We start from the raw sequence: 13,528 nt of genomic DNA on the forward strand, positions 1-13,528 counted from the left end.
GAGAGGCTTTCGCCAATCATCGTGCCGCTCGATTTCTAGCCCATCTGATCGAATAATCGATCAACGGCCTGCATCAATTGACGCCACTGACCAAAGATATCTTCGGTGTGCAGCAAACCGGCTTCATCGCGACCGACGCCAATTTCGCTGATCATGATCATCTCGCCGAAATCGGCCAGACCTTCGAGCATCGCTTCGTAAGGCACGGCTTGCGGAACGCCGTCGATCGGCTCTTCATCGACTTCATCTTCGAACCACATGTCGAGCAATCGCTGCTCTTCATAGTCGCAGATCTTCTCATCGATGACCCGGTGCATCGCCCAAAGAGCAGCGCCTTCAGCGTCATTCGCACATACAACAAATGAAACGCTACCTGATTGAATGTAATACTTTGCCATCAACGGATCTCCTAAAAGTACAAACTCGTTTCGTACTTTTATCTTCGCGGGTTGGCGGACTCAGCTGGTCCACGCCCTATGAAAAATCTGCTATCAATCCGTCGCAGCAGGGTCAAAGGAAGACTACCACCTTTGATCAACGATGCCGTAGATCGCTGCCAAAGAGCCAGTTTTTTCGAGAATTTGCGGGGCCGATTGTTCGGCCTGGTCTGGCGAGGTTGAGCTTTCGGATTTCGGAGAAATCACGGCCTTGGGGCGAAATTTTTGATGCCCAGAGCCCATTTTTGACTTGGCATTTCCGCGATTTTCAGGCCTGACTAGAACAGCTGTTGCTGAACCTCAACCGAATGAGGCCACGAATCGATGGGCTCAAGCGAATGAATCTTTTCGGCAAGCGCGTTGTGAAAACGCATCGCCAGTTGTGGCGCGAAAGCATCATCGGGAGCATGCAGAAAAACGTAAGGCTGCAGCCCGTCGCGAATCCATGTCGCGACTTTGGGAACCCATTCTTCGATCCACGGATCCGCCGCCGAAAGATCGTTGCGGCCCACCAACCGCAGCATCGGACGCGGACCGGTCACGAAATCGCGGATCGGAGAACGTGGCTTTCGCGATTGCGATTTGATCTCGGACTCGTCCTTTGGCGGCGAGGCAAACAGCGGGCGTGAATCAAACATCACGCGGTCGATGTCGTGGAACTCAAGCAGCTGATTCAGCTCCTTCTCAAGCCCGCCTTCAAACCAGGCCGGATGGCGAACTTCAACGGCGAAAGGAAACTCACTCGGAAGTCGATCAAGATAAAGTTGCAGCGCGGCCAAACCGCTGGGCCCGAACCGCGGGCCGAGTTGCAGGAAGCTGGTACCAAGCCGCTTCGCATCGTGAAGGATTTGGAGCCCGTCAAGAAACAGCCCGGTTTCCGTTTCGGCGCCCACAAGTTCCCGCTCATGCGAGACGACGCGAGGGAACTTCAGTGCAAACCGGAATCCATCGGCGGATTGATCTGCCCAGCGACGAAACGTGTCCGGACCGGGAATGCCGTAGAACGTGCTGTTACCTTCGACGGTGTTGAAAGTCTTGGTGTAGTGCGACAGCCAGCGATCTTTCGCTGCCGTGGCCGGATAGACGGATCCCTTCCACGCGTCGCAGTTCCAAACCGGACAGCCAAGCCGGTAGAGCGAGTTGTGCGTGGTTTGGATCGGTGTCGGTGGCATGGACTTTTTGCAGAGAATGAATGTTTGGGATCGTTTGAGGGCTTGCGGCAAATGTGATTGCGGCGGCGAATCATGCAATCTAACCATGCAAACACAGGCTGGAAGCCTATGCCACCCTTCGCTGACACTTCTCGCAGGCGTACATTTTCCGCGCCGCGACTTCCCACTGACGCACGCGGTTGCCGCAATTCGAACACCGACTCTTTTTATAAACCAGCAACCGTTCGGCTCGCGTCAGCCGACTGAGCGGTTTGTCGATATCGCTTCGGTCCACCGTGATGATGCGATTGTACTTCAATCCGATCTGCAATAGCTCAACCGATAGCGCCCAAAGTTCGTCAAACGTTTCGCGACTCAGCTCGCAACCTTTCGTTTCCGGATGGATGCCCAGCTTGAACAGGATTTCGGCTCGATAGATGTTACCGATGCCGGCAACGACGCTCTGGTCCAGCAGCAACGCCCCGATGGCCTTTCGCGATTTCGTGATCTTCTGCCATGCAAGCTCCGGGTCGGCGTCGGCGCGCAGCGGGTCAGCGCCGATGCGATTTTTTAGCGTCCTGAACTCTTCTTTCGAAAGCAGCCGGCAAGTATTGGGGCCGTTGAGATCGAAAGCTTTCTCGTAGCCGATCATCCGCACGCGAACCGCGCCGCGAGGATCCGGCGGCGGGTTCTTGTGTAAGCGGAACTTTCCGTACAGCCCCAGATGAACGTGCATGATGGCCGCGGGTTTGGCGTCGACTTTGGGAGCACGCGTTTTGGTACCCCATAAGTAAACCAGATGCTTGCCGAAGGCTTCGGCGCCGATTAAGTGCCGCCCGGAGATCTTTTTGGCTTCTGCCTCGAATCTTCCTTGCGGCGAGAGCACGATCATTTTCTGATTGGCAAATGCAAGGCAGTGGTCGCGAGCGACGCGGTGAACGGAATGTCCTTCAGGCATATTGGATTCGGTAAAACGAACTTGGTGGCTTCGAGTCGAGCTTGTAACGAACGCTGGCGATCCCGGATCGAAAGGTACTCATGGAAACCAGCGGCAGCGATTCGAGATGCTTCGGGTGGGGATACGCCGCCCTTATCTTCCACCAAACCGCCTGGCTTGTATCGTCAAAACGGGAATTCTGTGAATTGGGTTCCAATTTGGCCTCTCGACCTGATAATTGCCTTGCAGAAACCGGTTTCAGGAGCGATCGTATGTCCAACCAAACCACCACTCCGGCACGATACCGTTGGGACGGGGAAAGCGAACTGGCCACCGCTACCTCCGTCGAAATTTACCAGCGATATCCAGAGGAGAAAGTGACGAAAGGCAGTTGTTGATGAGCGAAGAAATAAATCCTTACGCAGCCGGTCCCGGCAATAAAGTAACCCCGTCGACGCCTCCAGAAGATCGCATCCCGTTTCAGCAAAAAGCCGCCTACGCGGTCGGCATGTTGGTCAACAATCTTCAGGCGGCCGCGCTGCCAGCGATGATGATCGTGCTAAACCTTGGTCTGGGCATCAACCCGATTCTGGTCGGCATCATCGGCTTCATCCCACGGATCTTTGATGCGGTTTCCGATCCACTGATGGGATACATCTCGGACAACACGCGATCTCGCTGGGGTCGCCGGCGTCCATACATTCTGATCGGAGCCCTGATTTCCGGTTTGGTGTTCGCGGCGATGTGGCAGGTGCCGACCGGCTGGCCGGTGAACTATGAACGCGACGCGGATGCCGATGGCGTCATCGATCGCATGGAGTTGAGAGCCGGTTCGGATCCGAACAATGTGAACAGCCCGGTCGTCGACGGAGGTCAGGACACGAACGATTCGACGGGACCCGCCGATGACGGGATCTCCGACGCGCTCGAACAGACCATGATCACGCTGGGCTCGACGGCCCCGATCACGACCGAACTGGATGCTGACGGCGATGAAGTGCCGGACTATGACCAGTCAAGACAGTCGTACTACTTCTGGGCATTTCTGATCGCGCTGGTGATCTACTTTCTGACTTACACGATGTACGCGACTCCGTTCGTTGCGTTCGGCTACGAGATGACGCCGGACTATCACGAAAGGACGCGACTGCATGCTTTCGCCAACGCCGCCGGTCAATTGGCCTGGTTGGGAGCGCCGTGGATCTGGTACTTCATGTCGCTCTATGAAAACAAAGTCGACGGTGCCAGCCAGTTGGGCATGATCTTCGGCATCTCGATCATGATCCTGGGCATGGTTCCCGCGATCTTCTGTCGGGAACGAATGAGCGAACTCAAACCGGTCGAATCGAAAGGCGATGGCGCTTCCGGACTGTTGAATAACTTCAAGGAGTTCTTCAAAAACCTGACTTCGTCTCTTAAGTGTTCACCGTTTGTGAAACTGTGTCTGGCAACGTTTCTGGTGTTCAACGGATTTCAACTGGGAATTTCGTTTTCGCTTTACGTGATGATTTATTACGTCTTCCAGGGCGGAGAGAACCCGGACGCTTTGGCCGGTGACCTCAATGGATGGTGGGGATCGTTGACCGCGATTTGCACGATGGCGGTGATTCCGCTGACGGCTGTTATTTCGGAGTGGCTTGGCAGCAAACGTAAGGCCTTTATGGTCACGATCGGCCTGTCGATTATCGGCTACGCGTTGAAGTGGATCGGCTACAACCCTGCGTTTCCGTATCTATTACTGATTTCTTGCCCGTTTGTGGCGTTTGGGACCGGTTCCCTGTTCACGTTGATGGGTTCAATGATTTCAGACGTCTGTGATTACGACGAACTACAGTCGCATCAGCGCCGCGAAGGCGTTTTCGGTGCAATCTACTGGTGGATGGTGAAGGTTGGCATGGCTTTGGCAGGCTTGCTGACGGGATATTTGTTGGTTGGATCAGGATTTGTTACGCCGCTTCCGGGGGCAACCGAAGCGGTCGTTCAAACGGATTCAACGTTGCTATATCTGCGAATGTTTGATGTCGTGATTCCGATCGTGACGTCGGTGATCGCGATGGCAATTATGGCGAGCTACGAGATTACTGAAGAAAGAGCAAAGTCTATTCGTGCCGAACTGGAACAGCGGCGAGGAAAGCTTGAATAATGATTGTACCTGACCCACTTTCGTGTGACGAAAGCGAAAAATCCATGGAAGCCACGGACAACAGTTCGGCGGTAACCGGAGAGTACGTGCGGCTTGATGGAGAGGACTATTTTCGCATCGCAAACAGTCACCTGATGGACGACTTTTTCATGTCGCTTGTCGGAGCCAGCGATCACTGGATGTTCGTTTCGAGCAAGGGAGCGTTGACGGCTGGCCGCCGCAATCCGGACACGGCTCTGTTTCCGTATGCTGCCGATGATCAGATCACAGCGGCGCGATCGCACAGCGGTTCCTTGACGACGGTTCGAACGGTCGACAGCGAAGGCAATCAAGCCGTTTGGCAGCCTTGGTCTGCCGATTCCCACAGCGACTTTCGGGTTCGACAGAATCTCTACAAGACACCGTTGGGCAATAAGCTGGTGTTTGAGGAAGTCAACGACACGCTGGGATTGCTGCTCCGATATCGCTGGACGTTCAGCGAGAAATTTGGCTTCGTTCGCAGTTGCCATTTGGAAAATATCGGTGGCTCTGAGCTGACGCTAGAGCTGCTCGACGGAATTCAGAACATCGTGCCGTTTGGTGCCGAGAGTGAATTCCTGATGCGGTACAGCAATCTGGCCAACGCCTACAAGAAAAACGAGCTGGTTTCGGGCAGCGAAATTGGAATCTACTACCTCAGTTCAATTCCTTCGGATCGCGCCGAGCCAAGCGAAGGCCTGAAGGCGACTACGGTCTGGCAAGTCGGACTCGATACCGACGCGACGCTGATTTCGAATCAGCAACTTCAGGCGTTTCGCCGCAGTGGAACGGTGAATACTGAAAGCGACGTTCGCGGAAAGCCGGGAGCTTACCTCGTGCAGAAAACGTTGACGCTTGATCCCGGCGATTCACAGAATTGGCATGTTGTCGCCGAACTCTGCCAGGACCATGCGGCGATTGTCTGTCTGGACGAATGGCTCCGTTCAGCCTCTGAGTCCGAAGTCGAAACGGCGATCGAGGTCGATGTCGCGGCCAGCGAACGGGAGTTCTTTCGCATCGTCAGTTTTTCAGATGGCATTCAGCTTGGTGCGAATCGCAGGCGTTGCAACCGTCACCTTTCGAACACGGTTTTCAATGTAATGCGGGGCGGATTGCCGCTGGCGAATTACGATGTTCCAACGGCTGACTTTCGGGATCACGTCGCCAAATTCAATCGTCCGGTTGCTGACAGGCATCGCGAATTTCTCAGCGGGCTGCCGGCAACGCTTCACGCCGAAGAGCTACGCTGGCGCGTGGCGGCTCAGAACGATCCGGATCTGACGCGATTGGGCATGGAGTATCTGCCGCTCGCGTTTAGCCGCCGACATGGCGATCCGACGCGACCGTGGAATCGATTTTCGATTGACTTGCGATCTGACGACGGCAGCAGCAATCTGAATTACCAGGGAAACTGGCGCGATATTTTTCAGAACTGGGAAGCCCTCGGACTGTCTTTTCCGCGCTTCACGACGGCGATGATTTGCCGGTTCCTCAACGCAACGACGGCCGACGGTTACAACGCATACCGTGTGACCAAGGATGGCTTCGAGTGGGAGGAAGCCGATCCGGACGATCCGTGGGCGAATATTGGATACTGGGGCGATCATCAGATTATCTATCTGCTGAAATTGCTCGAATGGAATCGCCGTTTTGAGCCGCAAGCCCTCGAAGGACTGCTCAATTCGCCGCTGTTCACGCACGCGAACGTACCCTATCGCATTAAGTCATTTGAAGAGATCCGCAAGAATCCTCGCGACACGATCGTCTTCGATCACGGCGGCGCGAAACAGATCGAGGATCGCGTAGAAGCAATCGGTGCGGACGGGAAACTGCTGCATGACCAGAGCGATCAAATCCACCGCGTGACGATGATCGAGAAACTGTTGACGCTGTCGCTGGCCAAACTTTCCAACTTCGTGCCCGACGGAGGCATCTGGCTCAATACGCAGCGCCCCGAATGGAACGATGCGAACAATGCACTCGTTGGCAATGGAATGTCCGTTGTAACGACTTGTTATTTGCACCGCTGGTTTATGTTCCTTGAGGACTGGATTGGAAGTTCCAGCGATGATGCTTTCGAAGTCTCTGAAGAAGTGGCTGTTTTCTTCAAAGCGATTCGCAGCGTGCTGCAAGAATACGAAAGCGATCTGACCAAGCCTTGCGATTCGACCCGTCGCGCGGAGATCGTGACGGCGCTATCACAAGCCGGTAGCCAGTACCGCGATGGGCTTTATGCGACGGCACCCAGCGGCAATCGCGTCTCTGTTTCAAAGGACGATTGTTTAGCTTTGTTTGAAACCGCTCGCAGGCATGTCGAAGCCACGATCCGCAGCAATCGCCGCGAAGATGGACTGTATCACGCCTACAATTTGCTCGACTGGAATGAGCAGGGCGCCGACGTCGACTACCTTTACGAAATGTGCGAAGGCCAGGTAGCGGTGCTGAGTGCCAAACTGCTTGAGCCCGACGAGGTCGTCGGTCTGCTTGAATCGTTGCGAAACAGCGCACTCTATCGCGAAAACCAGAATAGCTATTTGCTGTATCCCGATCGTCGCCTGGCTCGTTTCCTCGACAAGAACAGCATCAGCAAGGCCGCTGTTGATTCGAGTTCGCTGGTTCAGAAACTGTTGGCCGATGGTAACGAGCAAATCGTAAAGCGCGATGTTCGCGGCGATGTCCATTTCCATGGTGACTTCCGCAACTCGGGAGATTTACGAAAGGCGCTTGAGAGACTCGACAGTTCGTATGCGGATCTCGTCAATGCGGATCGCGATGCGGTCGTTGCGATCTTCGACGACGTATTTGCTCATCGCCAATTCACCGGTCGGTCGGGCACGTTTTTCGGCTATGAAGGATTGGGTTCGATCTATTGGCATATGGTTTCCAAGCTGGTTCTGGCCGTTTCGGAGAACTTCTTTTGGGCAATCGAGAAAGGTGAGTCGTCAGCGACGGTTGATGCTCTGGCCACGCACTTTGACGAAATTCGATTGGGCGTTGGAGCTGAAAAGGATCCTGCTCAGTACGGTGCGTTTCCATCGGATGCGTATTCGCACACGCCCGAAAATTCCGGCGTGAAACAGCCTGGAATGACGGGCCAGGTGAAGGAAGATATCCTTTCGCGATTTGCGGAACTGGGAGTGCAGATCGAGGATTCAACTCTGAGCTTTGGCCTCGACCTATTCGATCGCGATGAGTTGCTGGAGTCGCCAACAACTTTTTCTTACTGCGATGTCGCTGGAGAAATCAAAACGGAGCCCGTGCCGGCAGGTGGATTTGCCTACACGCTGTTTCAGGTGCCGATCATTTACCAGAGCGGCGACAAGGATCAAGTTGAGGTTCACTTCGCGGACGGAAAGGCTGTTTCCTTTGACGGTAAGTCGCTCGATCGAGAAACAAGTCAGCGACTATTTTCACGAACTGGTGAAGTTGCGAAAATCGTCTGTCAGTTCGAATCACTCGAATAACTGACAGCGATTTTTCGTTTAACGGCAAGCCGAAGGCGATAGCAAGGCACACTGCCCGTCCCGGCGGGGAAGCCCGAATTACTTCACGACTTCGCCGTAGAAGAACGCTTTGTAGAGGTGCAAAATTCCGGCACCTTTCAAGCTGAACTTCGCGTACTTGATCGGTTCGTCGTGCTTCGTGGTGAATTCCCAATTCGGGTAGGCATTGCGAGCCGTCCAAATTTCTTTCCACTCTTCGCCATCGGCACTTACCGAGAACGTCAGTCCTTTGGCTCGATCATGAAGATCAGCATCGTTGCGGTTGACGACTTTCACCGTCCGCACGATCGTCGGTTCATTGAAACGAATGATTACTTCAGGCGAAGGCGTCTGTTCGCTGTTTGGCGAATGGAAAGCAAAACTTGATCGGCGAACACCTTCGTGGCTCAACAGATGCTCGGCCTCGATGTTCCACTGTGGAGGGAAACTCTGCGGGATGCGAATGTGCGTTTGCCGCGAGACTTCCTTCTGTCCGTTGTAGCTTTGCCGCTTGTAGTCCAGATTCGGATTCGTCGCGACCCAATCGCCCATCAGAAAGGCCAGCAAGTCCACGAACTCGCCCGGTGAAATCGTTTCCGTCAGACCTTCCGGCATGCTACTGGCCTTCATGTCTTTGCGTTCTTCGATGTCCTCTTTGAGGATTTCTTTCTTCTTGCCGTCTGCGATTCCAAGAACCACTTTCTCGTCGGTTTCTTCCAGCACGAATCCGCTGGTCACAACGCCATCGAGATCGGCCACCATAATCGTTTCATAGCCCTTGGAAATCTCCTCGTTCGGCCACAAAATCGAACGGACGATATGATCCTTGTTCATCCGATCGCCCAGCCCGGTCAGGTCCGGGCCGAACTTGACGCCCAAGTTTCCGTTTTGGTGACAGTTGGCACAGACTCGCTTGAAAACAGCGCTTCCGTTTTTCCGATTGCCTTTTTGAGCCGCCACGACCTGCTGAAGGGCCTTGTCCAGATCTTCCTGCTTCGCATCAACGTCGGCCAGAACTTTCATTGGTTTGAAAACCTGAGCACCGGGACCTTGCGCGATTCGGGAAAGCTCCAGGTGATCACGCGCGGCTTCGGGAAGCGATTCAACCATCTCCATGCCTTCGTCCGTAAGCAAGACTGGCTCGAATGATCGAATTGCATGCTCAAGCGTATAGTCGATCCACTTGTCCGTGTTCGACGCAAGCGACAGCAACGCGATTCGTGCGTTCTCAATCGTCGGATTCAGACTCGTCGCCCGGATCGTTTCCAAACGCACGCGACCATTGGCATCCGCGACACCCTGCTCAAGTAAAGACTCGGCGTCAGAAAGATATTCGATCTCATTGCCGACCACATGCATCGCTGCCGAGCGCTGTTTGAAGTCTCCTTTGGCCAGAATCTTGGCGACCAGGTCAGCATCTACGCCGTGAAGAGTTTCCTGAACCCAAAGTCCTTCCACCCATGCCTCCGGGCTGTCGGCTTCACTAACCCATTTGCTGACCGACGAAAGTACGGCTTCGCGTTCGCGTCCGACGAGTTCACGACGGGCTCGATATCGAGTCCGCGGTTCGAAAGCCAATAACTGTTGCAAAAGTTCTTCGTTTGATTTTCCGTACTGCGTCACTGGCTCCAGCAAAGGCGTGTCTTTGTGAACCAGACGATAAATCCGTCCGTGTTCGTGGTCGCGATTGGGATCCCGCTGCGAGTATTGCATGTGCCCGATCAGAGCGTTGCACCAATCTCCAAACCACAGGGCTCCATCGGGGCCAATTTTTGGATCGACTGGCCGGAAGAACATGTCAGTCGACGAAATCAGGTCCTCAACGCGTCTCCCCGTCAGACCCGTCACGTTTTCGTCGCTGTCGTTGACGACGAACGAAGGAAAACCGTGCATGTTGATCACGCAGGAGTAAATCAGTTTGTCATGGTAGGCCTCAGGGAACTGCCGCGTTTCGAGAAACTCGTTTCCGCAGGACGGACGCATGCCCTCGTTGTTGAAAATCGGATCGATGCCCGAACGCGTTTTTGGCTGGCCACCGGAAAACGGACTGGTCCAGTACTGATTCGAATTCGTGCCGTCGCCGACCACACCGTATCCGTCTTTGTTGAAAACAAGACACCACGGATTGTAGGTACCCGGGACGCGAAAATAGCCCATCTTCAACGACTCCAGATCCCAAAAATAACATCCAGATGCACCGATCTGTCGCTTGGGTCCCCATGGCGTTTCCATCGTCGTTGACATGGCGATGCCCTCAAGCATGTGAAGTCGTCCGCCTTGCGACCACTCCCAGGCTCCCATCGCGTGGTGCGTGTCGCTCGTGCCGATTCCGTCGAGCATATGAGTCACCTTGTCGGCCTTGTCGTCGCCGTCGGTGTCTTGCAAGAAGAGAATCCGGGGTTCGTCGACGACCAACACGCCGTCTTTGTGAAACTCAAATCCAGTTGGGCAAATAAGTTTGTCATAAAAATTCGTGCACTTGTCCGCTTTGCCATCCCCATCGGTATCTTCCAGAATCAGCAGCCGATCACTTGGTCGGCTGGAGTTCGGCAACCACTGCGGATAGTTGATCATGCAGGAAACCCACAGGCGCCCTTTGCTGTCGAAAGCGATCTGCGTCGGATTGGCGAGCTCGGGGAAATCTTTCTCCGAAGCGAAAACCTGGACTTCGAACCCGTCCGGAACAGTCATCTGCGAAATCGATTCTTCAGGCGTCGGGTACTTGAGCGTTTTCGGTTCGCGAAACTCACGGAAATCATCGTCGCGAGAACCGAACATGGTTTCGGGAATGAAAACATCACCCGTCGTCGAATCGTCGGGGCGGTCAGGAACCGGTTTGCCCAACACCAGATCGTTGATGTAGTCGTCGCGAATCGAAACCATCGACCGAATTTTCACGAACTCGCCAGGGAACGTTTCGGTGTCCCATGTTCGGCGTCCGCCGTAAACGTACCACCCATTGAGCATGCGATAGTCCTGCAAGTGCAACCACGCTTTGTCGTTGACGACGGTCCGGACTTTCTCAAAAAGCTGATCGTCGGCCGAGACCGCGTCGCCGAACAGGCCTTTGTCAAGCAATTCTGCGACCGCTTTGTCGCCCGCTTCGTTCAGGTGACAACCATTGATCGTGTACTGGGCTCCGGGCTCTGCGGCGAAAAGTTCTTTCGTCGGCGTGAACAAATCAACGAAAGGCAACTTTCGCTCAACCGCGAGTTCGCGTACGACTTCCGTGTAGGCCGCAAGGTTGGCATTCTCCTGCTGGCCATCAGGCTGGAACTGGTTTCCGGTTGCTTCGAAAGCGATCGGTGAAACGAGCGCGAATGAGGGCTGTTTGCCACCCGCGTCAGTGATTTTTTTACTGATGCTGGCCAGGTATTTCTCGTAGTTTGCGCGAAACGCAGCCAGTTCCTGCTGCGTTGTTCCGGCAAAGGATTCGTTGAAGCCAAAAAAGCAAACGAGGACTTCCGGCGAGTAAACCAGGAACGGGTCGTCGATCTTGGTGTAATTTCCCGGGCGAGCCTGTTGCTCAACCGCATCTGCGGGCCAACCGAAATTTCGAAAAACTGGCTTACTCTCCGCAAAACGAATCTGCAATCGCGTTTCGAAATGTCCGAACAGGTTCATTCGCTCGGCCAGCGAGTTCCCGACAAAGGCGACTTTTTTACCGGCTTCAATTTCAAAGGCGGGTTCGTCGGCGGTACAGGGTCGAGATGATCCAAACAGCAACATCGCCATGAATAAAGCAAGCGACGATCGAAAATAGGTCATTGGAGATCCGGGACTTGAAGTAATGAACGCGTCTCTACAATCTAGTTGACGTCGATTTTGATGCCAAGATTACAGCAGCAGATTGCGCAACATCAGCGTTGAACACCGCGGCCAAGAAAAAAGACCTCCCGTAAAACCGGTTTCGAATCCAAAAATAAAGAGCCTGCGAAAGCAAACCCCTTCGACTCAAATCACAATCCAGTCGAACCGTTTGGCAAATTCGCTTTCGTCGAATGAAAAGACGCGTAGGGCTGAGGCTCACTTCCCGCCGGTGGGGAAGATCTCAAGCAGCGTTTTGGAGACTTCGTTCCAGCGTTTTGCGGCGGCCTGAAAGTCGACTTTGACGAACTTCAGTTCGGCCTCGGGTTCGACGCGACTACGTGCTTCGACGTCGCCAGCGAGTGGGATTTGAGCGCTCGCGCCCCCTGCCAGTCGCGATTCGATATCTGCGGCAAGCAATCTTTCCACCAGTCGTTTTGCGCGAATGGAATTGGGGCCGTTCTTGATCACGCAAAGTGTGTTGGGAATGAACAGCGTTCCGGTTTCTCCTTCGCCCTGATCGGGAAACACGATTGCAACCGGGTTGGCGTTTTCGACTTCGATAATTGCGTCGTCGGTATCGGTCAAGCCAAACGCGAATTCGCCAGACGCAACTTTCTGAGCCACCTGCTTGTTACCGCCGAGCACGGTCGCGTTTTCGGCCAGGCGGCGATAAAAGTCAGTGGCTGCTTCATCGCCAAGGGTATCGAACATGACGGCCGCTTGTGTGGCGGAGGTTCCAAACAGGGGTCGCGCGACGCAGCACTTTTTCTTCCACTTGATGTCCAACAGATCGTTGATCGACCTGGGACGCTGAGCCTCTGGAACCAGATCGGTGTTGACGATCAGCACGCGGGCTCGGGCGGCAAAGCCGAACCACTGACCTTGATCCGAAACGAACTCGGACGGAAATCGCTTCGCCGGTTCGCAAGTCCAGGCTTCCAGCAACCCCTCTTCCTGCAATCGCAGCGTATGCAGGATCTCGTTGTTCCAGAAAATGTCGCAGCGAGGCCGGTTCTTTTCCGCAATGATTGCGTTGGCCAATCCGACGGTCTTGTTGGATTCAACATCGTAGCGAGGCAGCACATTCAGGTTCAGTTCCGCACCGATGTCTTGCAAAATGGGCTCGCTGAATTCACGATCCAAAGCCGCGTAGACGACGACCTCGTTTTCCTTTTCGGCGATGCAGCCCATGACGGAAGCGAACAGAATGGCGATTGCGATCAACTTGTTCAATGTGGCTTTCATGGCCTCCATTGTAACCGTAGAGAGTCCAGGAAAGTAAACCTTGCGGGTCAGCGAGACTTCAGGGTGCGTTACGGCGGTTTCTTTTCGTTGGATCCGCGAAAAACGTCTATAGGATGGCGTCAAATCCGTTAAAACATGACCAAAGGAAAACAATTGCCGCGCCGGTTCCGTTTATGTGTGTCGCACCGCCTCAGGTGGAACGACAGATTTTTGATCGGGCAGTTCGACGATGATCTGCGTTTTGTTCGGCGAACACTTCGCGTTTTCCATGCAAATTGTTGTTACGTTTCGGGTTGGGATTTGCA

At 54.3% G+C, this 13,528-nt stretch carries 8 protein-coding genes; 3 read left to right on the forward strand and 5 right to left on the reverse strand.

Annotated elements, in window-relative coordinates:
- Window positions 1–35 precede the first annotated feature (35 nt).
- The 3 genes from MFFC18_RS00245 to MFFC18_RS00255 all read right to left on the reverse strand — a co-directional run bounded on the left by MFFC18_RS00245 (window position 36) and on the right by MFFC18_RS00255 (window position 2,546).
- Window positions 36–398, reverse strand: a complete 363-nt coding sequence (locus MFFC18_RS00245) for a hypothetical protein (protein ID WP_075085725.1) — start codon at window positions 396–398, stop codon at window positions 36–38.
- A gap of 317 nt (window positions 399–715) precedes the next feature.
- A complete protein-coding gene (locus MFFC18_RS00250; RefSeq protein ID WP_075085724.1) occupies window positions 716–1,609 on the reverse strand; it encodes a DUF72 domain-containing protein in 894 nt (297 codons plus the stop codon).
- A 106-nt stretch (window positions 1,610–1,715) separates the two neighbouring features.
- Window positions 1,716–2,546, reverse strand: a complete 831-nt coding sequence (locus tag MFFC18_RS00255) for an Fpg/Nei family DNA glycosylase (protein WP_075085723.1) — start codon at window positions 2,544–2,546, stop codon at window positions 1,716–1,718.
- A gap of 251 nt (window positions 2,547–2,797) precedes the next feature.
- Here MFFC18_RS00255 and MFFC18_RS25615 point away from each other — a divergent pair, with 251 nt between their 5' ends.
- The 3 genes from MFFC18_RS25615 to MFFC18_RS00265 are packed head-to-tail and all read left to right on the forward strand — an operon-like array spanning window position 2,798 to window position 8,150.
- Window positions 2,798–2,923, forward strand: a complete 126-nt coding sequence (locus MFFC18_RS25615; protein WP_261340537.1) for a hypothetical protein — start codon at window positions 2,798–2,800, stop codon at window positions 2,921–2,923.
- A complete protein-coding gene (locus tag MFFC18_RS24695) occupies window positions 2,923–4,668 on the forward strand; it encodes an MFS transporter (protein WP_075085722.1) in 1,746 nt (581 codons plus the stop codon). The genes MFFC18_RS25615 and MFFC18_RS24695 overlap by 1 nt, the downstream gene beginning before the upstream one ends.
- Window positions 4,668–8,150: a hypothetical protein gene (locus MFFC18_RS00265; RefSeq protein ID WP_238381316.1), complete on the forward strand. Its 3,483-nt coding sequence runs from the start codon at window positions 4,668–4,670 to the stop codon at window positions 8,148–8,150. Before MFFC18_RS24695 ends, MFFC18_RS00265 begins: the two co-directional genes overlap by 1 nt.
- A 78-nt stretch (window positions 8,151–8,228) precedes the next feature.
- Here MFFC18_RS00265 and MFFC18_RS00270 read toward each other — a convergent pair whose 3' ends face one another.
- Together MFFC18_RS00270 and MFFC18_RS00275 are read right to left on the reverse strand one after the other, a co-directional pair.
- Window positions 8,229–11,936: a PVC-type heme-binding CxxCH protein gene (locus MFFC18_RS00270; protein ID WP_238381315.1), complete on the reverse strand. Its 3,708-nt coding sequence runs from the start codon at window positions 11,934–11,936 to the stop codon at window positions 8,229–8,231.
- A gap of 258 nt (window positions 11,937–12,194) precedes the next feature.
- Window positions 12,195–13,223, reverse strand: coding sequence for an extracellular solute-binding protein (locus MFFC18_RS00275; protein WP_075085887.1), 1,029 nt, complete (start codon window positions 13,221–13,223; stop codon window positions 12,195–12,197).
- Window positions 13,224–13,528 lie beyond the last annotated feature (305 nt).

It is taken from the genome of Mariniblastus fucicola, from assembly GCF_008087665.1.
In the GTDB taxonomy this organism is placed as follows: Bacteria; Planctomycetota; Planctomycetia; order Pirellulales; family Pirellulaceae; genus Mariniblastus; species Mariniblastus fucicola.